Below are 22,604 nucleotides of genomic sequence, written 5' to 3' on the forward strand. Positions count from 1 at the left end.
ATTGGATATAACAGCCAACAATATATAATCCTTTCTATTTGCTAGTTGTATTTAATAACGTTTTTTTCGTAGGATTTTCAATTTCCAACCGTATCAAAACGACGAGAACGAGTCGAAAGGAGCTAGAGTAAAAGAAAGAACAAAAGAACACAAAAGTTCATTTTTCCAAAATTTTTACTTTCAGTCCATATTCTTTGAACCGTTCAAAATCGTCATCACATGTAAAAAGCTTTAGTAAGAAGCCCCGACTGTTTAGATTCAATCACGGCATGGTGTCCACTCGTTCATCCACTCTTCTACTTCCTTCAGCGTTTTTCTAAATCTCTCAACTTCTTCTTCGCTCATTGTTCCAAAGGCAATCATCAGAACGTCAAGGTTGCCCCTCTTCTCCCGCTTGGAGGTGTGTTCCTTGCCCGCCATGTTCAGAAGTTGGCCTTTCCATTACTTAACGCTTCCCCTCATCCAAAAACCAGCCCCCACGCCACCCACAGCTGGGCAACGACGATTAGCGTTAAGACCAAAGCAGTCAGTTTTCTGGCCTTTCTCGGCCCGTAGAAGCCGACGATGCCGAAGAGGACGTTTAAACCCGCCAGCTCGAAGAGGGAGTTTACAACGCGGTCATTTCTGCCGAAGGCGATTAGCTCCATGAGATATCTAGGGCCAGAGATATCGCCAACGTGAAGCACGATGAGCCTGACCGCGATAAGGATTGCCGTGAAGACAAGATTAAGCCTTATTAGCTCAACCAGAAAATCCCTATTGAGCTCCCTTCCGGTAAAGAGCTTGTAGAGGGCAGAGGGAAAGGCCATAACCCAGATAACCATCGAGATAAGCAAAATGAAAAACGAAAATATTAACGTAAACATTGCCAGACCGTTAACCACTCCCCACAGGGGGTTCTCTGTCATGAGAACAGCCGAGGAAAACAATCCCCAGAAAATGAGCGCCCTTGTGATGATATCAAAAATCTCTTTGGAAAGGTAGAGTCTGCCGTGGGTTTTCTCGACTATTTCTGGAAGTCTTCTAATGTCCTCCCGCGAGTAGCCGTAGTTCTCAAGGGTCTTTCCAACGAGGTACAGTGCCACAATGAGGAATGGAACCAGAAGAAGGAAAATCGAGATAAGATTGAGGGGAGTGAGGTTTTTCCTCGCCTGGGGAACGAAAATCCAGATGGCAAACCAGAAGACGATAGCCAACAGCCACGGGATGAGATAGTCCCTGATGAAGACCCGCATGGTGGTTAATATTCCTGAGGGTAAATAACCCTTTCGAAACCCCTATAACTTATGCCCTCGTAAGTTACTTACGCCCCCATAACCAGAAACTAAAAAAGTAAAAACTCACGACAGCGGAACCCTCTCCACCTCAAGGTGGTCCCAGGTGGGGTACTCCTCGACGATAAAGAACTTAACCTCACCTTCTACAGCCTCGGCAAGCTCCACGGCTACTTCTTCGGGCATCTCAATCCTGCCCTTCTCCCTGTTGATGTAGAGCCACTCGGGTGGAACCTCTGCCTCCTCCACGAGGAGGGTGTAGAGCTCGTCTAAATCCTCGTACTCAGCTATTCCAAAGCGGAGCGTTCCGTCCTCGGTTATCTCCATGTAAGGCTTAGCGACGTTTCTCGCCATCCTTTTCAGCCTGTTCTTGAGCTGAACCGCGTCCTTGAGCTTGGCGGTGCAGAGGTGGTAGCTCAGTGAGGTGCTCTCCTCGCCCCAGCGCAGGATTTCGAGGCCAAGTTCTAAGCTTCCCTTAATCGCCGAACTCTCGTCGCTGATGGGCCGGTACCCCTTATCCAGGAGGTTCCTTAAATTGGTCTCGCTGAACTCCAGCTCGTTGATGTTGAGGAACTTCGCTCCAAGTCCGTCCAAAAACTCCGCGAACCACTTAATCCTCTCACCCTGACCCGGAACGGCGGGAACCTCTCCTCCAACGTCCCAGTCGAAGTCGAATGCGTTCTTTATGTTCTCAATCTCCACCCTGAAGAGCCTTGAGTTCGGGTTGAAGAGATCCGGATGAAAGCGGATTTCATCTAAACCAGCGTCGTAGAGCTTTTCGAGGGCCTTTTTCGTTGTGAGTGCTCCGGTCGTGTAGAGGTGGACATGGAACTTTTCCCCGAACTGCTCCTTTAAGGCTCGAATATATTCGGCGGTTCTGTCTAATCTCGCCAGCGGATCTCCACCGGTGACCCCTGCTCCCCTTGCCTCCTGAATTCTGGCCTCCTCGATAATGTCATCTATCCTCTTAACCGGCCTCTCGTTGGCGTAAACGACATCCTCCCTCCTCCAAGGGCTCAGCGGGCAGTAGAAGCAATCCCTCGGGCATGCACCTGTGGTGAAGAGAACGAGCTTCTCTCCTCTAACGCACATCTGACAGCCTTTGGGCAACTCGCGAACGGCGTATGAGAAGTAAGGCGTTTCCCTGACCAAGCAACTCACCTCACTAACCCTAAACCCGGGGCAGGCCTTAAAAAGGTTGGTAGCCAAAAATGGGAAGGTGTGAAAATGAAGGAGAGACCCAAGACACTGCCGCCGACACTAAGGGATAAGCACCGCTATATTGCCTTTCAGGTCATCGGTGAGAGAACCTTCACAAAGGATGAGATAAAGAGGGCCATCTGGGAGGCAAGCCTCTCGACCCTTGGGACGCTTGGCTCCGCTCGGGCCAAACCTTGGTTCATAAAGTTTGACGAGAAGAGTCAGACTGGCATAGTCCGTGTTGATAGAAAGCACGTGGAGGAGCTCCGCTTCGCCCTGACGCTCGTCACCCACATAAACGGTTCTAAGGCAATTTTCAGGACGCTCGGCGTTTCTGGGACGATAAAGAGGCTGAAGAGAAAGTTTCTGGGCGAGTTTGGATGGAAATAAAATCAGCGAAGGAATGAAACCGCCTTGTCAACCCTACCCTCGTAAACCCTCACATATCGCTCGCACGCTTTCTCCCAGCTGAAGTCCTCCCTGGCCCGCTTTTTCCCGTTCTCTCTGAGCCTCTCCAGAGTCTCATCGTCGAGCTCCTTGGCCCATATCATCGCCCTCGCCAGGGCAAAAGCGTCCCTTGGAGGAACGAGCATCCCCGTCGCACGCTCTGAATCACTGCTGAGGTCTATTATCGTGTCCTTTAATCCCCCAACAGCGGAAGCTATTGGAACGGCACCAAGGCACATCGCCTCGAGCTGAACCAGACCGAAAGGCTCGAAGTACGACGGGATTACAACGAAGTCCACGGAACCGTAGAGCTCCCTAACGACCTCTCTGCTGAGAAGTTTGGTAATTGTCCTCACGTTCTCAGGGAAACGGTTTTCCATGGCCCTTGCCCACGCTTCTAGCTCCGGATCCCCCTTGCCGATGATGATGAACCTCATTTCACTGAAAGAGGGGTCCGTGGAGAGGAGCTCTATCGCATACAGCAGGGTGTCCACACCCTTCTGTGCCTTATCAAAGCGCCCTATGAACATAAAGGTCTTTCCGTCGCTTAATCCAAGGTCCTCAAGAATCCTCCTCCTGCGCTCTTCCCTCGGAAGGTCTCCCGTCTCTATCAGCTCCTCGTTCCAGAAGGAGCAGTCTATACCGTTGAAGACGTGCGTAACTTTGCCCTCGAAGAGCCCGAAGAAGTCCCATTCCTCCCATAGGTAGCTCCTGCTGACGGTCGTTACTGCGTCGGCTATGTAAGCCGCGGTATGTTCGGGGTCGATGTCCGGGTAGGGGACGAGCTCACTGAGGTGGGCTTCGTGGAAATAGTGGGCGGGAACCTTGGCCTTGTTGAGCCTGTGGACGGTGAAGACACTCCTCAGGCCAAAGTACTTCCTGAGGAGGCCAAGAGCGAAGACCGTGTGCCAGTCGTGGGCGTGGACAACGTCAGGCTTGAATTCGCTAATAAGCTCGTTCATGAGCCCAACGCTGGCCTTGCCGAAGAGAACGGATTTTTTGAGCAGGCCGTTCCAACCGGGGCCATAAACGTCAAAACTGTCAAGAACACCACCGCCGAGAGAATAAACCACGACACCATTCTGCTCTCTCTTTTTTACAGTTACCTCCACTCTCTTCCCAAAGGCTGAAACCCTAAAGGATGTGAAAGGCTCGCCAAGTTCTTTTCCGTGGCTCGGGGTAAAAACGGCCACTTCATGGCCCAGATTCGAGAAGCCCTCGGCTATGCTGGTTACGGCCTCAGCCAAGCCCCCGACCTTAACGGGCAGGTACTCAAATCCCAGTATCAGAATCCGCATTGCGACCATCTCCTTGTTAAAAATAGGGGAGGATGAAAAATCACTCCAGAAGGATGAACTTCTCGCCCTCAACGTCCTCAAAGTAGCTCCCGATTCCGCCAACCTTCCATTCCTTGCCATCGGCCTTGACCGTAACGTTGGCCATAAGCGGCGTGTACTCGTACTCAACTATTTCCCCGTCAACGGTCACAGGCTCCTTCGTCTCGACGAGCCTGCCGACTATCTCAGCTCTCTTCGGGAGTTCTGTGAACTTCAGCAGGGTTATTAGGGTCCTGATGTTGACGAGCGAGAGCGGCTTGGACAGCTTATCGTAGTTTAGTGGCTTGATTATCCTGCTGTTGTCGAGGTAGATGGTGTAGAACCAGTGCATATAGTTCTGGATGATCTTTGGACTCTTGGCCCAGAAGGAGTAGAACTTCTCACGCCTCTTGTCTCTCGGCAGAGCACCGAAGAAGAGCGCATAGTCGATGTCCCCGATTATCCAGCTGGCCATGAGCCAGGGGGCGCCACCGGTTTTCGCCAGGATGATGTTGTCGCCGTTAAGCCACTCCGGAATCTCCTCGAAATTGCTGATTATGACGAATATTATATCCCTCCGGCGCTTTATCTCATCCTTCAAAAGGCGAAGGAACTCAAATGGGGCGTTTATCAAAACCTCGTGTTTGGCTGTCCTGATGACGTACTCCGCCCTCTCAACGGTGTTCTCAAAGCCCTGAATCGTCCATATCTCGGGAAGCTCCTCCCCGTGCACCTGGCGGTAGAGCTCGAGGAAGGCCGCCTTTAGGTTCTCCATGTCCTCAATGAACTCTTCCTTTATCTTCTCGAGGACAACTTCAGGATTGACTGGCTTGTAGAGCCTTGGGGCACCGTGCATCACATCAACGAACCCCTTTCTGTGAAGGGAGCTCAGAACGTCATACACCCTCGTGTGGGGAATGCCACTCTCCCTTGTTATGTCCGTGGCCTTACTGGGGCCAAGCTTGAGGAGGGTTATGTAAGCTAAGCTCTCGTATTTAGTCAAGCCGAGCTTCTGGAGCTTTTCGATAATTTCCTCTTCCTTCATTTTCAGACCTCCAACTTTTTAAGTTCACTAGCATTAGTTTAATCATCACTAGTGATACCTGGGTGGGGAAGGTGTATAAAATTTTCGGATTCGAGTCAAACGAATACTTTGGCCGGATCGCAAAGGTTGAATTTTCAGTCCCGTCCAGGGGAAGCTACGCCTACCTCGTCGGGAGCTTCAATGCCTTCAACGAGGGCAGCTTCCGGATGAGGGAAGAGAACGGAAGATGGCGTGCCACTGTTGAACTCCCCGAGGGGGTCTGGCACTACGGCTTCTCAATTGACGGAAAATACGCTCCAGACCCAGAGAATCCAGAGAAGAGGACTTACAGGCGGTTCTCATACAAATTCAAGAGGGAAACCAGCGTTGCCAAAATATCCGCCGGAGACGACTTCTATCACGAACCCGCGCTCGCTTACTTGTACTCCTTTGCCGACAGAACCCATGTCCTGCTGAGGACTGTGAAGGGAAAAGCAATCTCCACTTACCTCATCACCGATGAGCGTATAGAGATGAGAAAGAAGGCAAGCGACGAGCTCTTCGACTACTTCGAGGCCGTTCTTCCAAGAACCGAGGAGCTAAGCTACGGCTTCGAGATAGAGACAGGAGAAGGAACAATCGAATACGGTAACTTCACCGCCGAACCGAGAGAGCTCCAAGTCCCAAGATGGATATTCAATCGGGTGTTCTACCAGATAATGCCCGATAGGTTCGAAAGGGACATGATCAAAAAGCCAAGAGGAAGGATAATCGAAACCGGTCTGGGGCACCACGGTGGCGATTTAGCCGGAATTGTGAAGAGGCTCGGCCACCTTGAGGAGCTCGGTGTGAATGCACTCTATCTGACCCCAATCTTCGAGTCCATGACGTACCATGGCTACGACATAGTTGATTACTTCAAGGTCGCGGGGAAGTTCGGAGGTAACGAGGCCTTCGGAGAGCTCGCCCGGGAGCTGAAAAGGAGGGACATAAAACTGATTCTCGACGGCGTCTTCCACCACACGAGCTTTTTCCACTCATACTTTCAGGACGTCGTGAAGAAGGGAGGAGAGAGCAGATACCGGGACTTCTACAGAATCCTGAAGTTCCCGGTGGTGTCGGAGGACTTCCTTCGGGTTCTCAACTCGAACGAACCGCCGGAGCGAAAGTACCAGGGGCTGAAGGAGCTCCATCAGAACTATGAGAACTTCTTCTCGGTGTGGCTCATGCCCCGTCTGAACCACGACAATCCACAGGTTAGGGAGTTCATAGTCAGTGTAATGAAACACTGGCTCGAGAAGGGTGCCGATGGCTGGCGGCTGGATGTCGCCCATGGCGTCCCGCCAGAGCTGTGGCGCGAGGTCAGGGAGAAAATGCCTGAGGACGCGTATCTGGTCGGCGAGGTCATGGACGACGCAAGGCTCTGGCTCTTCGACAAGTTCCACGGAACGATGAACTATCCCCTGTACGAGGCCATTCTAAGGTTCTTCGTGCGTGGAGAGATAAGTGCCGAAGAGTTCCTCAACTGGCTCGAGCTCCTGAGCACCTATTACGGGCCCGCTGAATACTCCATGTACAACTTCCTCGACAACCACGACGTTGAGCGCTTCCTCGACCTCGTCGGTGATGAGTGGAGATACCTCTGCGCTCTCGCTTTCCTGATGACCTACAAGGGGATTCCAGCGCTTTTCTACGGTGACGAAATAGGACTGAGGGGAATAGGTGCTTCTGGGATGGAAAGCTCAAGGACTCCAATGAAATGGGGGAAAGAGACGTGGAACACCGAGATACTCGGAGTGACAAAAGCGCTGATACGGCTGAGAAGGAAGAGCAAAGCCTTACAGCTGGGAGAATTCAGGCCACTGGAGTTCAAAGGCGGCCTGCTCCTCTACGAGAGGGTTTACCGGAACGAAGGAGTTCTGGTGGGGATAAACTACTCAGACGTTCCCACAGCCATTCAGATTTCGGAGGCTTACCGTCCTGCAGCGGATGGAGTGTCATTCCTCAAGATGAAACCCTGGTCCTTTGTCGTCCTCGCCTCAACCATCTGATGTCATATTTTTTTCAGCAGGGTTCTATGTTGTGCACTCCGTGTAAATTTGAACAGGGAAGCGCAAGGTATATATATCACTGACGATGATACTATAACACCCAAAGCGAATACGGGTGATAAAGCTATGAAGAAAGGACTGTTTACCCTACTTTTGGTTGGAGTTTTGATTTTTAGCGTCGTGGCCAGCGGCTGTATAGGTGGCGGTGAAACTACCAGCCCCACCACCACTCAGCCAACAACCACCCCGAGCGAGACCACAACGACTACCAGCCCAACAGAAACAACCACCACTCCAGAGATCGAGTGCGGCAGCGGAAAAATAGTCATATGGCACGCCATGCAGCCGAACGAGCTCGAGGTCTTCCAGAGCCTCGCAGAGGAGTACATGGCCATGTGCCCGAACGTTGAGATAGTCTTCGAGCAGAAGCCGGATCTTGAGAGTGCCCTCAGAGCCGCAATTCCGACTAACCAGGGTCCGGACCTCTTCATATGGGCCCACGACTGGATTGGAAAGTTCGCCGATGCTGGCCTTCTCGAACCGATTGATGACTACGTTACCGACGACATTCTTAACCAGTTCGCTCCGATGGCCCAAGATGCTATGCAGTACAAGGGCCACTTCTACGCCATGCCCTTCGCTGCCGAGACCGTTGCAATCATCTACAACAAGGATATGGTAAGCGAGCCGCCCAAGACCTTCGACGAGATGAAGGCAATAATGGAGCAGTACTACGATCTGAACAACGATAAGTACGGCATAGCCTACCCAGTTAACGCTTACTTCATCTCTGCCTGGGCTCAGGCCTTTGGAGGCTACTACTTCAACGACCAGACCGAGATGCCCGGTCTCGACCAGCCCGAGACCATAGAGGGCTTCGAGTTCTTCTTCCAGAACGTCTGGCCATACATGGCCCCGACCGCTGACTACAACACCCAGCAGAGCATCTTCCTCGAGGGCCGTGCTCCGATGATGGTCAACGGTCCGTGGAGCATTGCCAGCGTCAAGGACGCTGGAATCAACTTCGGCATCGTCCCGCTCCCGCCGATAATCAAGGACGGTAAGGAGTACTGGCCGAGACCCTATGGTGGAGTCAAGAACATCTACTTCGCCAAGGGCATAAATAACAAAGAGACCGCCTGGTACTTCGTCAAGTGGTTCACCACCAATCCAGAGGCCATAAAGGAGCTCTCCCTCCAGCTCGGATACATCCCGGTCCTTTCGCCGGTTCTTGAGGACCCAGAAATCCAAGCTGACCCCGTTATCTACGGCTTCGGTCAGGCAGTCCTGCACGCATACCTCATGCCAAAGAGCCCGAAGATGGGCGCCGTTTGGGGCGGTGTTGACGGAGCCATCAACGAGATACTCCAGGATCCTGCCACCGCTGACATACCCGCCATACTCCAGAAGTACCAGCAGGAGATTCTGAACAACCTCGGGGGCTGAAGCCCTTTCCCTTTTCCTACCTTTTTGGAGGGATTGGGATGAAGAAGATCACCACAATTGCTCTGTTCCTCATTCTTCCAGGGATGGCGGCGTTTCTGCTCTTCAACCTGTGGCCGATAATCTACTCGATTTACCTTGCCTTCACCAACGCCCAGCTCGGCAACTTTCCAATCCAGGCGCCGGATGCAGAGCCCTTCAAGTTCGTTGGTTTAGAGAACTTCAGGTGGATACTGAGCGACGAAAAGTTCAGAAGCGCCTTTATGTGGACTTGGATATTCGTCGCAACGAGCGTTACCCTCAAGGTTCTTGTGGGAACCTTCCTCAGCCTGCTCTACAACAGCAAATACGTCAAGGGCAAGATGGTCTACAGGTCGCTCCTGATAATCCCATGGGCCCTACCGCTCCTCTTCTCGGTCACCGTTTGGAGGTTTATGTTTGATCCGGTTTTTGGTCCGATTAATCAGATTCTCAAATCGATCGGTGTGAGTACCCTTCCCAACTGGACGAACGATCCTTTCTGGGGCCTTGTAGCTCTCAACATAATCGAGGTCTGGCTGGCCTATCCGTTTATGATAACCGTCATCACGGCGGCGCTTCAGTCCGTCCCGGACACGCTCGTGGAGGCGGCAATAATAGACGGTGCCAACTACTGGCAGAGGATCAGGCACATCGTTCTTCCGATAGTCGGCAAGCCAATAGCCTTCGCCACGATACTCACCAGTGCGGCAAGCTTCCAGTACTTCATGGTGCCATACATCTACAACGCGAGCCTATTCGAGGACAAGTTCATACTGCTCTACGGCTTTAGGAAGGCCTTTGGAGCGAGTCCCCACTACGGAAGGGCAGCGGCGGTGATGATAATAGCCACCCTCGTGCTGGCGGTTTACATGTACGTCAACGTTAGGATAACTAAACTCCAGGAGGGTGCCAAGGGATGATGGGCCAAAAGAGAAAGGAGATAATCAAGAGCTTCCTCCTCACCCTCGCGGCCATCTTCATAATGTTCATCATCCTCTTCCCAGTGTACTACATATTCACCGTGTCGATAAAACCAGCCGCAACGCTCGCAACAACAGAAATTGGGCTCATACCAAGGAACGTTACGCTCGATGCCTACCGGGAGGTGCTCTTCGGATTCAAAGGAAGCAAGATAAGCGAGAACTTCACTGGAGCCATCGAGGGACAAGCTAGAATAGAAGGCGGAAAGCTCTATCTGGACAACGGAAAGCTTACGGGGACTGTTAAGTACGGACCATTCACAGGACTGAAGTTTGAAATACCCGTCTCTGGCATCATCTTCGACGTTTCCACGACAGGAAACGTTCAGGGGACGCTCAAGGGAGAGATAAAGGGACTGTTCGTCCTCACCAGAATGAACGACGACGGCAGCATAGGATTCGGAATAGTCAGGGAGGTTGAGCTGACGAGCGGTGAAGTGAGCGGAATCCATGTTTCGGGTCGGATGGAGAAGTACATCGTGATCAGGAACACAGGTAAGGCCGAGTTCACAGCGGTCGGAAAGTTCCTCAACTCGGTGTTCTTCGGCTACCTGAAGAACAGCCTCCTGCTGGCCACGCTAACAGTCCTCCTGTCAATGATCTTCGTCGTTCCAGCGGCCTACGCATTCTCCAGGATGCAGTTCTTCGGCAGAGATCACATTCTTTACTTCTACCTGATGTTCACGCAGGTTGCAGGAGGTCTCGGCATAGCCGGGTTGATAGCCCTCTACGGTATGATAGTCAAGCTCGGCCTATACGACAAGCTGCCGGTGCTGTCCTTCATCTATGCCGCCGGAAGCGTTCCCTTCAACACCTGGCTCCTCAAGGGATACATCGACTCCATAAGCCCCGACTTCGACGAGGCGGCACTGGTAGATGGCGCGAGCTACCTGCAGATTATAAGACACGTCCTCCTGCCGATGGCCTTACCAGGAATAGCCACGGTGGCAATATTCGCCTTCATCGGCGGCTGGACGGAGTTCATCCTCGCGAGCCTGCTCCTGACGGAGAAAAACCAGCCACTCTCGGTGTGGATATACCTCCTCATGGGCGGCATCGGCAGGGGAATAGACTGGAGCTACTTCGCGGCAGCGGCGCTGCTCTTCGCGCTGCCCGTGTTCGTGATGTTCATGCTCGCTCAGAACTACATAAGGAGCGGCCTAACCGTTGGAGGTTTAAAGGAGTGAGGTGATAATATGAGAAAGGTCCTTTCCCTATTTGTGGCCTTTTTAATGCTTGGAAGCCTCCTGACAGTTCAGCCGAGCGTGACGGCTGAAGAGCCCAAGCCCCTGAACGTGATAATAGTCTGGCACCAGCACCAGCCCTACTATTACGACCCGATACAGGACATCTACACGAGGCCGTGGGTCAGGCTCCACGCGGCCAACAACTACTGGAAGATGGCCTATTACCTGAGTCAGTATCCTGAGGTTCACGCTACCATAGACCTCTCGGGCTCGCTCATAGCCCAGCTGGCTGACTATATGAACGGCGCCAAGGACAACTACCAGATAATCACTGAGAAGATAGCCAACGGCGAGCCGCTCACCGTTGACGAGAAGTGGTTCATGCTCCAGGCCCCGGGTGGGTTCTTTGACCACACGATTCCGTGGAACGGTGAGCCGATAACCGACCCGAACGGCAACCCCATAAGGGACTTCTGGAACCGCTACACCGAGCTGAAGAACAAGATGATGCAGGCCAAGGCCAAGTATGCCAACCTGCCGGTCGAGGAGCAGAAAATAGCCGTTACCAACGAGTTCAAAGAGCAGGACTACATAGACCTCGCCGTTCTGTTCAACCTCGCTTGGATAGACTACAGCTACATAATGAGCCATCCAGAGCTGAAGGCCCTCTACGACAAGGTTGATGAAGGCGGCTACACGAGGGAAGACGTTAAGACAGTTCTGGACGCCCAGATGTGGCTCCTCAATCACACCTTCGAGGAGCACGAGGCTATTAACCTCCTCCTCGGCAACGGCAACGTGGAAGTTACCGTCGTTCCCTATGCCCACCCAATAGGCCCAATCCTCAATGACTTCGGCTGGGAGAGCGACTTCAACGACCAGGTGAAGAAGGCCGACGAGCTCTACAAGGAGTACCTTGGCGGCGGTCAGGTTGAACCGGTTGGAGGATGGGCCGCTGAGAGCGCTCTCAACGACAAGACCCTCGAGATACTCGCCGGCAACGGCTGGACCTGGGTCATGACCGACCAGCTCGTGCTCCAGAAGCTTGGCATAGAGGGAACTGTTGAGAACTACCACAAGCCCTGGGTGGCTGAGTTCGACGGAAAGAAGATATACCTCTTCCCGAGGGACCACGCGCTGAGCGACCGCGTTGGATTTACCTACGGTGGAATGAACCAGTACGATGCCGTTGAGGACTTCATAAACGAGCTTCTCAAGCTCCAGAAGCAGAACTACGATGGTTCTCTCGTTTACGTCATAACTCTCGACGGAGAGAACCCGTGGGAGCACTACCCCTACGACGGCAAGCTCTTCCTTGAGACGCTCTACAAGAGGCTCACCGAGCTCCAGGAGCAGGGGCTCATAAGAACCCTCACCCCAAGCGAGTACATCCAGCTCTACGGAGACCAGGCAAACAAGCTCACACCCCAGATGATGGAGCGCCTTGACCTGACCGGCGACAAAGTTGAGGCCCTCAAGAAGGCCCAGAGCCTCAGAGATCTCTACGACATGGTGGGCGTTAAGGAAGAAATGCAGTGGCCCGAGTCGAGCTGGATTGATGGGACCCTCTCAACGTGGATAGGCGAGCCCCAGGAGAACTACGGCTGGTACTGGCTCTACTTAGCGAGAAAGGCCCTTATGGAGCACAAGGATGAAATGAGCCAGGCCGACTGGGAGAAAGCTTATGAGTATCTCCTCCGCGCTGAGGCCAGTGACTGGTTCTGGTGGTACGGAAGCGACCAGAGCAGCGGGCAGGACTACACCTTTGACCGCTACCTCAAGACATACCTCTACGAGATGTACAGGTTAGCTGGCCTCGAACCACCGGGCTACCTCTATGGAAACTTCCTTCCCGATGGAGAGCCCTACACAGTTAGAGCCCTCGACGGCCTCGGGGAGGGCCAAGTCAAGAACTACTCGAGCATGTCCCCCATCGCTGAGGGCATAAGCGTCTACTTCGACGGCGATGGAATCCACTTCATAGTTAAGGGAGACCTCAGCGAATTCGAGATAAGTATATACGAGAAGGGCGAGCGCGTTGGCAACACCTTCACGCTCCTCCAGGACAAGCCGACTGAGCTCAGGTACTCGATGTTTCCGTTCTCAAAGGACAGCGTCGGGCTGATGATAACCAAGCATATAGTTTACAAGGACAACAAGGCGGAGGTTTACCAGGCTACCAACTACGAGGATAGCGAGAAGATCGGCGATGCTGTCGTTAAGAAGGTAAATGGCAGAGTGGAGATCATCGTCCCCTTCGAATACATCAAGACCCCTGAGGACTTCTACCTCGCGGTCTCCACAGTCAAGGACGGAGAGCTTGAGGTTATAACCACTCCGATTGAGCTGAAGCTCCCCACGGAGGTTAAGGGAGTAACCCTCGTGGACATCTCCGACCCCGAGGGCGATGACTACGGTCCAGGAACCTACACCTACCCAACCGACAAGGTCTTCGTGGAGGGTGCCTTTGACCTGCTCAGGTTCAGAATGCTCGAGCAGACCGATGCTTACGTGATGGAGTTCTACTTCAAGGATCTCGGCGGCAACCCATGGAATGGACCGAACGGCTTCAGCCTGCAGATAATCGAGGTTTATCTTGACTTCAAAGAGGGAGGAAACAGCTCGGCAATAAAGATGTTCCCGGACGGACCGGGGGCAAACGTCAACCTCGACCCAGAGCACCCGTGGGATGTGGCGTTGAGAATAGCCGGCTGGGATTATGGAAACCTCATAGTCCTGCCGAACGGAACCGTCTACCAAGGCGAGATGCAGATAGGCGCCGACCCAGTTAAGAGCGCGATAATCGTAAAGATCCCGAAGAAGTACATCCAGATAAACGAGGACTACGGATTCTGGGGAGACGTTCTCGTTGGTTCACAGGACGGCTACGGTCCGGACAAGTGGAGGCCAGTTGCAGTTGAAGCGGAACAGTGGAAACTCGGAGGAGCTGACCCGCAGGCGGTAATCAACAACGTCGCGCCAAGAGTCGTTGATGAGCTCGTCCCAGAGGGCTTTAAGCCAACCCAGGAAGAACAGCTCAGCTCCTATGATGCCAACGAGATAAAACTCGCCACCGTTAAGGCTATTCCACTCCTCAAGCAGGGCATAACCATGCTCGACCCGGAGGGTGACGACCACGGTCCGGGAACCTACACCTACCCAACCGACAAGGTCTTCGTGCCAGGGCACCTCGACCTGCTCAAGTTTAAGATGATTGAAGGCGACGACGCCTGGACGCTGGAGTTCTACTTTAAGGATCTCGGTGGCAACCCGTGGAACGGGCCGAACGGCTTCAGCCTGCAGATAATCGAGGTCTACTTCGACTTCACAGACGGAGGAAACACCAGCGCCATCAAGATGTTCCCCGACGGTCCAGGAAGCAACGTCCAGCTCGATCCGGGACATCCATGGGATCTGGCGCTTAGAATAGCGGGCTGGGACTACGGAAACCTGATAGTGCTCCCGGACGGAACCGTTTACCAGGGTGAAATGCAGATTTCAGCCGACCCAGTAAAGAACGCCATAATAGTCAAGGTTCCCAAGAAGTACCTGAGCGTCACTGACTACGGGCTCTACACTGCGGTGCTCGTAGGCTCTCAGGACGGCTACGGTCCGGACAAGTGGAGACCAGTTGCAGTTGAGGCGGAACAGTGGAAACTCGGAGGAGCTGATCCAAACGCTGTCATAGACAACCTCGCCCCGAGAGTGGTTGACATGCTCGTCCCAGAAGGGCTCAAACCAACACAGGAGGAGCAGCTGAGTTCCTACGACCTAGAAAAGAAGACCCTCGCGACGGTTCTCATGATACCGCTCGTCGAGGGAACTGGTGGCGAGGAAGTGACTCCTACTGAGACACCCACCGAGACTCCGAGCGAAACAACGACCACTCCAAGCGAGACCACAACAACTCCAGCCGAGACCACCACTAGCACAACCACTCCAGGTGAAGAGGGAGGAATCTGCGGTCCGGCGGTTTTGCTTGGACTGGCTTTGGCCCCGCTCCTGCTTAGGAGGAGAAGGTAACCCTCCTTCCAAATTTTTTGAGGTGATACCATGGCCGAAGTAAAGCTCATTGGGGTTTGGAAGCAGTTCGGGGACTTCACAGCCGTCAAGGACATGAACCTGGAGATCAAACACGGCGAGTTTATGATACTCCTCGGGCCGAGCGGCTGTGGAAAGACGACGACTCTCAGAATGATAGCCGGCCTTGAGGAGCCCACAAAGGGACAAATCTACATCGGCGACAAACTCGTCGCCGACCCGGAAAAGGGAATCCTCGCTCCACCAAAAGACCGCGATATAGCCATGGTCTTCCAGAGCTACGCTCTCTACCCGCATATGACGGTCTACGACAACATAGCCTTTCCCCTCAAGCTCAGGAAAGTCCCCAAGCAGGAGATAGATCAGCATGTAAGGGAAGTCGCCGAGATGCTTGGCCTTACGGAACTCCTCAAGAGGAAGCCGAGGGAATTAAGCGGTGGCCAGAGGCAGAGGGTAGCCCTCGGAAGGGCCATCGTAAGAAAGCCGCAGGTCTTCCTCATGGACGAGCCGCTCAGCAACCTCGACGCGAAGCTTAGGGTGAAAATGCGCGCCGAGCTCAAAAGGCTCCAGAGACAGCTTGGAGTCACAACAATATACGTCACCCACGACCAGGTCGAAGCAATGACCATGGGAGATAGGATTGCGGTCATAAACCAAGGCGTTCTCCAGCAGATCGGCACGCCAGACGAGGTATATGACAGGCCAGCAAACACCTTCGTCGGCAGCTTCATAGGCAGTCCGCCGATGAACTTCATAGACGCATCAATAGTGGAAGACGAGGGGGGCGTCTGGGCCGACTTCGGAGAGTTCAGGCTCAAACTCCTCGACGACCAGGGAGAGGTTCTCAGGGAGAAGAACCTGATAGGAAAGGAAGCCATCTTTGGAATCCGCCCGGAGGACATCTACGACGCAATATTCGCACAGATCAAAATACCCGGAGAGAACATGACTAGGGCCATGGTGGAGATCATCGAAAACCTCGGAAGCGAGAAGATAGTCCATCTCCGCGTCGGAGATATAACCTTCCTGGGCGCCTTCCGCTCCGAATCCAAGGTTAAGGAAGGCCAGGAAGTTGACGTTGTCTTTGACATGAGAAAGGCTCACGTCTTCGACAAAGGAAGCGGAAAAGCCGTCTTCTGAAGTTTTTTAAATCCTTATTTCTATTTTCTCCCATGCCAATTGAAGACTTCGCAGATTTCTTGGCGGAAAGGGTTCCGAGAGGGAAAATAGTCGAACTCGGTATAGGTTTCCAGTTCAAAGTGGCCTTAAAGCTGAAAGAGATGGGCTACGATGTTCTTGCAATTGACTGGAATCCAGCCTCCGTTGAAAGGGCAAGGGAGCTTGGGATAAACGCTGTCAGGGATGACATCTTCAATCCAAGGCCGGAACTGTACAGGGATGCCAAAGCCTTGTACTCCGTAAGACCAACGCCCGAAATAGTCCGTCCGATTCTCGAGCTCGGGAAGAAGCTTGGACTCCCAGTTTACATCCTTCCCCTCAGTGGTGACACAATGCCCGGTAACCTGAAGCTTATCAACCACAAGGGATTGGCCATATACATGGCTAAAACTATTTAAAGTCGCTCCCAAGTAGTCATGGTGGTGTTATGAAGCTCTTCGGAACGGCTGGAATTAGAGGCACTTTATGGGAAAAGGTCACACCAGACCTAGCGCTGAACGTTGGGAGAGCCCTCGGAACGTACATCAGGAAGGGAAAAGTGGCCGTCGCAAGAGACGGAAGGACTTCAAGCATAATGCTCGAGAACGCGCTCGTTTCTGGACTTTTGAGTTCAGGCATGGAGGTAATCCAGTTTGGGCTGATACCAACGCCAACATTGGCATGGGGCACCAACCGCTATGGCGACGCTGGAGTCATGATAACAGCCAGCCACAACCCGCCCACGGACAACGGAATAAAGGTCTTCAACGGCGACGGAACCGAGTTCTACCTCGAGCAAGAGGCAGAGCTGGAAAGGATAATCTTCTCAGGGGAGTATAAGAAAGCGAACTGGGACGGGATAAGGAAGGTTCGTCAGAGGGACATCGTCGACGAGTACATCGGCACAGTCTTGGACTTCGTTGACCATGAGACTAGTCTGAAAGTCCTCTACGACGGTGCGAACGGCGCCGGAAGCGTCGTTGCTCCCTATCTGCTTCGCGAGATGGGGGCGAAAGTGATAAGCATCAACGCCCACATTGACGGCCACTTCCCGGGAAGAAAGCCCGAGCCGAGGTACGATAACATAGCATACCTCGGAAATCTTGTGAGGGAGCTTGGCGTTGACTTAGCTATAGCCCAGGACGGCGACGCCGACAGAATAGCGGTCTTCGATGAAAAAGGCAACTACGTCGACGAGGACACACTGATAGCGCTCTTCGCTAAGCTCTACGTCGAGGAGCACGGGGGTGGAGTCATCGTTACATCGATAAACACCGGCTCGCGTATCGATGAAGTCGTCGAGAACGGTGGTGGAAGGGTCTACCGCGTTCCCCTCGGCCAGCCGCACGACGGCATAAAGAAGTACAACGCGATTTTTGCCGCCGAGCCGTGGAAGTTCATCCACCCCAGATTCGGCCTATGGATAGACAGCTTCGTCACGATGGGCCTGCTCATCAAGCTCATCGACGAGCGCGGAAAACCCCTATCCGAAATAATCCGCGAGGAGATACCGACCTACTACCTCACTAAGAAGAACGTGAAGTGTCCGGACAGGTACAAGAAGACCGTCCTCGAAGTTGCAAGGCACGTTCTCGAGGAAAAGCTTAGGGAAGACATAAAGGAAATCCTGACGATCTCCGGCTTCCGCTTCAACCTCAAAGATGGCTCTTGGGTTCTTGTAAGACCAAGCGGAACTGAACCGAAGATAAGAGTGGTCGTGGAAGGCCCAACCGAAAAGAGGCGCGATGAGCTCTTCGAGCTGGCTTACAACACTGTCAGAAGGGCAGTGGAAGAGGCAATGAAAAAGAAAGAGTGAAGCTAAACGAATCTAGCAGGTCTGAGCGTCCGCACCGCTATTTCGTTTTTATCCACCATTACTTTGAAGCCCTCTTTGGCGACATAGGTCTTCACGCCCGTTACGGTCTCTATGTATTTTGCCTCCTTGTACGGGTTGGCGAAATGCATCTTCATGCCGATGTGGCTCATTATGAGGACCTCAGGTTTTGCCCCCATCTTCTTAAGCATCGTAACGATATCATCGGTGCTCAGGTGGTAGGGAATCCCCATATCCCTCGGCCGGGTTACTGCAGCTATAATGAGCCTCGAGCCCTCATGCCACTCAATGAGCTCATCGAAGTACGCGGTATCCGGTATGTATGAGATGTCACCATATCTGGTTCTCATTCGAAAGCCTATGGTCGTCGGGTCTGAGTGTCTCGTAGGGGTTATTATGAGCTCCTCCTCCCCTACCGAGATTTTGTTGCCAGGTTCAGGGGTATGTATGCTCTCAAGGACGTCCATGTGATATTTGCTGACCGCTGGGGTGTGCGTCTCGTCGCCGTAGACAACGCTTTTCGAGGCTATAAGCATGCCCCTTTTCTTCAGCGCCCCTCCCGTCATGGCTTCAATCATGACTTCGGTGTCGTTGCAGTGATCAACATGCCTGTGTGAAACGAAGATAGTGTCGAGCTTCCTGGGGTCAAGCTTGTAGCGCCACGAACGAACCAGAGCCCCCGGCCCGGGGTCAACGTAGATGCTCTTACTGGCCTTAATGTGGAAGCCTCCCGTGGAGCGAAACTGTGTTATGGTTATGAATCTGCCGCCGCCGCTGCCGAGGAAGGTTATCTCTATCAACTCTCCACCCCCGCGTTCTTTTGCAGACGTATGGGTATCGCCATGAGGGTATATAAGACATTTGGGACGTCGAAAACCGTTTAAGTTCGAAGACCCTACCAAATCCGGTGGTTGGAATGGTCAATATTGAAAGGGTATCGAGAGAAATCGAAAACCTACGTGACGATATGGTGAAAACCCTGGTGGAGCTCATCAAAATCCCTGCAATAAGCCCGAACTACGGCTACGAGGGCGAATACGATAAGGCCCAAAAGCTTCTCGAGATAATCAAGGACTGGCCCTTCGATAAGGTTGAGGTCTACAACGCCCCTGATGAGAGGGCCAAGAACGGCGTGAGGCCGAACATTCTCGCCTATTATTACGGCGAGAAAGGAGAGGACTCACCAAGGCTCTGGATTCTAACACACATTGATGTCGTCCCACCGGGAGACCTGAGCAAGTGGACAATAACCGAACCGTTTAAACCACTCGTCAGGGACGGAAAAGTCTACGGCAGGGGAAGCGAGGACAACGGACAGAGCCTGGTCGCTTCACTCTATGCAGTTAGGGCCATGATGAACCTTGGAATAAGGCCGAAGAGAACGATAATCCTAGCCTTTGTCAGCGATGAGGAGACCGGAAGCAAGTACGGCATCGAGTGGCTTATGAAGGAGCACCCAGAGCTTTTCAGGAAGGATGACCTCGTTCTCGTCCCGGACGGCGGAAATGAGGATGGAACCTTCATCGAGGTTGCAGAGAAGAGCATCCTCTGGTTCAGGGTTAAGGTCAGGGGCAAGCAGGTTCACGCGAGCATGCCCGATAAGGGGTTGAACGCCCACCGCGTTGCCCTTGATTACGCATATCACCTGGATAAGCTCCTCCACGAGAAGTATTTCGAGAAGGATGAGCTCTTTGACCCACCGGAGAGCACCTTCGAGCCGACGATGGTGAACGGTCCGGCCGATTCACCGAACATCGCACCAGGAGAACACGAGATAGTCTTCGACTGCAGAATTCTGCCGAAGTACAGTCTGGATGAGATGCTGAGCGATGCAGAGAAGCTCGCGGAAGAAGTGAAGGCAAAATACAGGAAGGAAATTGACGGGGAGGTTCTCCCAGAGATAAAGGTAGAGGTCATCCAGCGCCTCGACGCTCCAGAGCCAACCGACCCGAACAGCGAGATAGTAAAGCTCCTCCAGGCGGCCCTTAAGGAGCTCCGCGGGAAGGAGGCAAAGGTCGGTGGAATCGGTGGTGGAACCTTCGCAGCCTACTTCAGAAAGCTCGGCATTCCAGCAGTTGTGTGGGCAACACTTGATGAGATGGCCCACCAGCCCAACGAGTACGCAAAGATAGACAACATGGTTGAAGACGCCAAGGTTATGGCGGCCTTGGCGTTGCTCTGAGCGAAACTCTTTTCTTTTCCACGCTTACTTTTCTCCATGCCCACCTGGAAGGACGGAAAGCTCGGACTGCCTATCAGCGAAGCCGTTAAGGTCTTCCCGGAGCTAGAGAAATACCTCGACGAGCGCGGAAGGCTAGACTTCTCGAACAGGGAAGCGAGGATACTATATAACAGGGCGATAGCTAAAGCCATTTTTGGGCTGGATATCCAATATCACCCAAGAGGCTTGGTAACCACCCCCGTCTCGCGCTATATCTTCCTCAAAACCTTCCTCTGCGGTAGGGAGAAAGCCCTCGAGATAGGAACCGGGCATACTGCCATGATGGCGCTCATGGCGGCGAAGCTTTTCAACTGCGACGTTACCGCGACGGAGATTGATGAGGAGTTTTTCACCTACGCCAAGGCTAACATCGAGAGGAACAATGCCAGAGTCAGGCTAATCAAAAGTGACGGCGGGATAATCTTGGGTGTAATCCCTGAAGGGGAGAAGTTCGACGTTATCTTCTCTGCCCCACCCTACTACGAGAGGCCTACGAGGGGAGTTCTGACGGAGAGGGAAGGCGTCGGTGGAGGGAAATATGGAGAGGGCTTCTCAGTGAGGCTTATAGAAGAGGCGCGCGATTACCTCATCCCTCGCGGAAAGGTCGCCCTCTTCCTGCCAGATAAAAAGCCGCTTATCGAGGCAATAACGGAGAAGGGGGAAGAGCTAGGTTATAAAACCAAAGATGTTAGATTCAAAGCCGGAACCCGCTGGAGGCACAGTCTGATTTTAACGCTCTGAGGGACTCGGGCCCGTGGGCGTCTCATCACTCACGCCGGAATCAGAGGAGGTGCTTTCTCCTCATCGTCCCTCGATGCTCCGCTGGGAGGAGTTTCACTTCATGTCCTCCACATAGAGGAAGAGCGCCTTGAGGTATTCCGTATCTTTGGAGGCCATAAGTATCGGATGGTCTGGCGCCTGGGTTCTGTAAGGTTCGAGCATTCTGAGGAATTTGCCAGCCTTTGCTGCCGCGGCTATGACCATATCTTTGAAGGTCTGCATGTCCACGTGCTGGGAGCACGAGGCAGTAACGAGTATTCCACCTTCCTTGACGAGCTGTAAACCTGCGTAGTTCACGTTGAAGTAAGCCCTGAGACCGCGCTTTAGGTCCTTTTCATGCTGGACGAAGGCGGGTGGATCGAGGATCACTATGTCGAACTTCTCACCGCGCTTTATCATTTCCTCCATGACAGGAAAGGCAGAGCCAACTATGAACTCCATCCTGTCCTCAACGCCGTTGAGCTTTGCATTTTCTTTGGCCATCTCGATGGCCCTCGGTGACTTGTCAACGGCAACTACTTTTTCGGCACCGGCGACGGCCGCGTGGATAGCGAAGCCGCCAGTGTAAGTAAACACATCCAGAACCTTCATCCCAGGCTTGACATACTTTTCCAAGGCTATCCTGTTCTCCCTCTGGTCGAGGAAGAAGCCTGTCTTCTGCCCACGCATGTCCACGATAAACTTTGCCCTTCCTTCCTCTATTATCGTGCGATACTTCTCCTTGCCAAGGAGAACGCGCTCTATCTCGGGCAGGCCTTCCCTCCTGCGCGAGCGACCGGTGTTCTTTTCGAAGACGGTCTCAATTTCGGGCTCGGCTTCCATTATAGCCTCGGCCAGATCAAGCTTGAAGCGCTCCATTCCAACACTTGAAATCTGGAGAGAGGCTATCTCGTTGAAACGGTCCACGATGAGACCCGGCAGGTAGTCAGCCTCACCATAGACCATTCTGTAGGCCTTATCGTAGCCGAGAACCTTCTTCCTGTACTCATTGGCCTTTTTGATTCTCTCCCGAAAGAGTTCCTTGTTTATCTCAGTATCTTTGTCCTTAGTGACGAGGCGAACCATGATATTTGAATTGGGATTAACGAAGCCCTTCCCAAGGAACTTCTTTCCGCGCGTGTAAACCTCAACGATGTCTCCCGGCTTAACCTCGCCCTCAACGCGGATCACGCCCTTTTTAAAGACTATCATCGCGCCTTTACCTATAGCTCTCGCGGCCTGAGCGTCAACGTAAACCTTCGCCATCCCTCACCACCGTGGGAAGTTCGGCGATAGGTATATAACCCTTAGCGTCCTTAATATTTAATGGTGGTTCTATGAACTTCGATGTGGTGAAAGAGTTTCTGGAAGAAATCGGGGCGGATTGGACAGAGATAGATGGCGAAATCCACCTCGACCCCAAAATTTTCTACGAAGTCTGGAAATATATGGGAGAGCCTGACCTCGAGACGTACGTTATAGAGTACGAGGTCGTAGAGCCTGGTTCGTACAATCCGCCCGAGAAGAAGTACGTCAGCGCTAAGACCGTTAAAATCAAAAAAGCCTACTTTACTACCCTTGACGGCAAGAGGATAGTCACAGACTATGTGGAACTTCAGAAGATTCTAAAAGAGAAGTCCATCTGATC

Annotated in this window: 19 protein-coding genes; 12 read left to right on the top strand and 7 right to left on the bottom strand. The window is 52.9% G+C overall.

The window, feature by feature from the left end; genetic code table 11:
• Positions 1-258: 258 nt before the first annotated feature.
• From E3E32_RS07000 to E3E32_RS07010, 3 genes are all read right to left on the bottom strand, one after another.
• On the bottom strand, positions 259-420 hold the full coding sequence (locus E3E32_RS07000; protein WP_167731134.1) for an antitoxin VapB family protein: 162 nt from the start codon (positions 418-420) through the stop codon (positions 259-261).
• 38 nt (positions 421-458) lie between these two features.
• Complete coding sequence (locus E3E32_RS07005) at positions 459-1,235, bottom strand: hypothetical protein (RefSeq protein ID WP_167731135.1); 777 nt, start codon at positions 1,233-1,235, stop codon at positions 459-461.
• A 105-nt stretch (positions 1,236-1,340) separates the two neighbouring features.
• On the bottom strand, positions 1,341-2,426 hold the full coding sequence (locus tag E3E32_RS07010; protein ID WP_167731136.1) for a radical SAM protein: 1,086 nt from the start codon (positions 2,424-2,426) through the stop codon (positions 1,341-1,343).
• 75 nt (positions 2,427-2,501) lie between these two features.
• Between E3E32_RS07010 and E3E32_RS07015 the strand changes: the two genes are divergently transcribed.
• Positions 2,502-2,864: a ribonuclease P protein component 2 gene (locus E3E32_RS07015; RefSeq protein ID WP_167731137.1), complete on the top strand. Its 363-nt coding sequence runs from the start codon at positions 2,502-2,504 to the stop codon at positions 2,862-2,864.
• Positions 2,865-2,866: 2 nt separating this feature from the next.
• Here the strand turns inward: E3E32_RS07015 and E3E32_RS07020 are convergent, their stop codons facing one another.
• Positions 2,867-4,219: a glycogen synthase gene (locus tag E3E32_RS07020; protein WP_167731572.1), complete on the bottom strand. Its 1,353-nt coding sequence runs from the start codon at positions 4,217-4,219 to the stop codon at positions 2,867-2,869.
• A 40-nt stretch (positions 4,220-4,259) separates the two neighbouring features.
• Entirely contained in the window at positions 4,260-5,282 is a 1,023-nt protein-coding gene (trmBL1, locus tag E3E32_RS07025; protein WP_167731138.1) for an HTH-type sugar sensing transcriptional regulator TrmBL1, read from the bottom strand.
• 71 nt (positions 5,283-5,353) lie between these two features.
• Between trmBL1 and E3E32_RS07030 the strand changes: the two genes are divergently transcribed.
• The 8 genes from E3E32_RS07030 to glmM all read left to right on the top strand — a co-directional run bounded on the left by E3E32_RS07030 (position 5,354) and on the right by glmM (position 17,958).
• Complete coding sequence (locus E3E32_RS07030; RefSeq protein ID WP_167731139.1) at positions 5,354-7,312, top strand: alpha amylase N-terminal ig-like domain-containing protein; 1,959 nt, start codon at positions 5,354-5,356, stop codon at positions 7,310-7,312.
• Between the two features lie 126 nt (positions 7,313-7,438).
• Entirely contained in the window at positions 7,439-8,758 is a 1,320-nt protein-coding gene (locus E3E32_RS07035; protein WP_167731140.1) for an extracellular solute-binding protein, read from the top strand.
• 38 nt (positions 8,759-8,796) lie between these two features.
• Positions 8,797-9,696 carry a carbohydrate ABC transporter permease gene (locus E3E32_RS07040; protein ID WP_167731141.1) on the top strand — a complete coding sequence of 300 codons (900 nt, stop codon included), beginning with the start codon at positions 8,797-8,799 and terminating at the stop codon, positions 9,694-9,696.
• The gene (locus E3E32_RS07045) at positions 9,696-10,943 is read left to right on the top strand and encodes an ABC transporter permease subunit (protein WP_370456375.1); all 1,248 of its coding nucleotides are present in this window, start codon (positions 9,696-9,698) and stop codon (positions 10,941-10,943) included. The genes E3E32_RS07040 and E3E32_RS07045 overlap by 1 nt, the downstream gene beginning before the upstream one ends.
• 9 nt (positions 10,944-10,952) lie before the next feature.
• Positions 10,953-14,966: a glucodextranase DOMON-like domain-containing protein gene (locus tag E3E32_RS07050; protein ID WP_167731143.1), complete on the top strand. Its 4,014-nt coding sequence runs from the start codon at positions 10,953-10,955 to the stop codon at positions 14,964-14,966.
• 30 nt (positions 14,967-14,996) lie between these two features.
• Complete coding sequence (locus E3E32_RS07055) at positions 14,997-16,124, top strand: ABC transporter ATP-binding protein (protein WP_167731144.1); 1,128 nt, start codon at positions 14,997-14,999, stop codon at positions 16,122-16,124.
• 32 nt (positions 16,125-16,156) lie between these two features.
• A complete protein-coding gene (locus E3E32_RS07060) occupies positions 16,157-16,561 on the top strand; it encodes a UPF0146 family protein (protein WP_167731145.1) in 405 nt (134 codons plus the stop codon).
• Positions 16,562-16,590: 29 nt separating this feature from the next.
• A complete protein-coding gene (gene glmM / locus E3E32_RS07065; RefSeq protein WP_167731146.1) occupies positions 16,591-17,958 on the top strand; it encodes a phosphoglucosamine mutase in 1,368 nt (455 codons plus the stop codon).
• A gap of 2 nt (positions 17,959-17,960) precedes the next feature.
• On the opposite strand, the gene E3E32_RS07070 is transcribed toward glmM, so the two are convergent.
• A complete protein-coding gene (locus E3E32_RS07070) occupies positions 17,961-18,776 on the bottom strand; it encodes an MBL fold metallo-hydrolase (RefSeq protein WP_167731147.1) in 816 nt (271 codons plus the stop codon).
• A gap of 116 nt (positions 18,777-18,892) precedes the next feature.
• On the opposite strand from E3E32_RS07070, the gene E3E32_RS07075 reads away from it, so the two are divergent.
• Both E3E32_RS07075 and E3E32_RS07080 read left to right on the top strand, forming a co-directional pair.
• Positions 18,893-20,158, top strand: coding sequence for a M20 family metallo-hydrolase (locus E3E32_RS07075; protein ID WP_167731573.1), 1,266 nt, complete (start codon positions 18,893-18,895; stop codon positions 20,156-20,158).
• A 36-nt stretch (positions 20,159-20,194) separates the two neighbouring features.
• Positions 20,195-20,938, top strand: coding sequence for an RlmF-related methyltransferase (locus tag E3E32_RS07080; RefSeq protein WP_167731148.1), 744 nt, complete (start codon positions 20,195-20,197; stop codon positions 20,936-20,938).
• 93 nt (positions 20,939-21,031) lie between these two features.
• On the opposite strand, the gene E3E32_RS07085 is transcribed toward E3E32_RS07080, so the two are convergent.
• Positions 21,032-22,222 (bottom strand): class I SAM-dependent rRNA methyltransferase, encoded by a 1,191-nt coding sequence (locus E3E32_RS07085; protein WP_167711424.1) that lies wholly within the window; start codon positions 22,220-22,222, stop codon positions 21,032-21,034.
• Positions 22,223-22,293: 71 nt separating this feature from the next.
• Here E3E32_RS07085 and E3E32_RS07090 point away from each other — a divergent pair, with 71 nt between their 5' ends.
• Positions 22,294-22,602, top strand: a complete 309-nt coding sequence (locus E3E32_RS07090; RefSeq protein WP_167731149.1) for a DUF5748 family protein — start codon at positions 22,294-22,296, stop codon at positions 22,600-22,602.
• The last annotated feature ends 2 nt before the right edge of the window (positions 22,603-22,604 follow it).

Source organism: Thermococcus sp. GR6 (assembly GCF_012027415.1).
Classification (GTDB): domain Archaea; phylum Methanobacteriota_B; class Thermococci; order Thermococcales; family Thermococcaceae; genus Thermococcus; species Thermococcus onnurineus.

Excerpts from the sequence above, each read along its gene's own strand:
- E3E32_RS07060 (WP_167731145.1), top strand. The coding sequence starts at position 16,157 with ATGCCAATTGAAGACTTCGCAGATTTCTTGGCGGAAAGGGTTCCGAGA.
- E3E32_RS07045 (WP_370456375.1), top strand. The coding sequence starts at position 9,696 with ATGGGCCAAAAGAGAAAGGAGATAATCAAGAGCTTCCTCCTCACCCTC.
- E3E32_RS07040 (WP_167731141.1), top strand. The coding sequence starts at position 8,797 with ATGAAGAAGATCACCACAATTGCTCTGTTCCTCATTCTTCCAGGGATG.
- E3E32_RS07090 (WP_167731149.1), top strand. The coding sequence starts at position 22,294 with ATGAACTTCGATGTGGTGAAAGAGTTTCTGGAAGAAATCGGGGCGGAT.
- E3E32_RS07020 (WP_167731572.1), bottom strand. The coding sequence starts at position 4,219 with ATGCGGATTCTGATACTGGGATTTGAGTACCTGCCCGTTAAGGTCGGG.
- trmBL1 (WP_167731138.1), bottom strand. The coding sequence starts at position 5,282 with ATGAAGGAAGAGGAAATTATCGAAAAGCTCCAGAAGCTCGGCTTGACT.
- E3E32_RS07055 (WP_167731144.1), top strand. The coding sequence starts at position 14,997 with ATGGCCGAAGTAAAGCTCATTGGGGTTTGGAAGCAGTTCGGGGACTTC.
- E3E32_RS07075 (WP_167731573.1), top strand. The coding sequence starts at position 18,893 with ATGGTCAATATTGAAAGGGTATCGAGAGAAATCGAAAACCTACGTGAC.
- E3E32_RS07005 (WP_167731135.1), bottom strand. The coding sequence starts at position 1,235 with ATGCGGGTCTTCATCAGGGACTATCTCATCCCGTGGCTGTTGGCTATC.
- E3E32_RS07035 (WP_167731140.1), top strand. The coding sequence starts at position 7,439 with ATGAAGAAAGGACTGTTTACCCTACTTTTGGTTGGAGTTTTGATTTTT.
- glmM (WP_167731146.1), top strand. The coding sequence starts at position 16,591 with ATGAAGCTCTTCGGAACGGCTGGAATTAGAGGCACTTTATGGGAAAAG.
- E3E32_RS07085 (WP_167711424.1), bottom strand. The coding sequence starts at position 22,222 with ATGGCGAAGGTTTACGTTGACGCTCAGGCCGCGAGAGCTATAGGTAAA.
- E3E32_RS07000 (WP_167731134.1), bottom strand. The coding sequence starts at position 420 with ATGGCGGGCAAGGAACACACCTCCAAGCGGGAGAAGAGGGGCAACCTT.
- E3E32_RS07015 (WP_167731137.1), top strand. The coding sequence starts at position 2,502 with ATGAAGGAGAGACCCAAGACACTGCCGCCGACACTAAGGGATAAGCAC.
- E3E32_RS07050 (WP_167731143.1), top strand. The coding sequence starts at position 10,953 with ATGAGAAAGGTCCTTTCCCTATTTGTGGCCTTTTTAATGCTTGGAAGC.
- E3E32_RS07080 (WP_167731148.1), top strand. The coding sequence starts at position 20,195 with ATGCCCACCTGGAAGGACGGAAAGCTCGGACTGCCTATCAGCGAAGCC.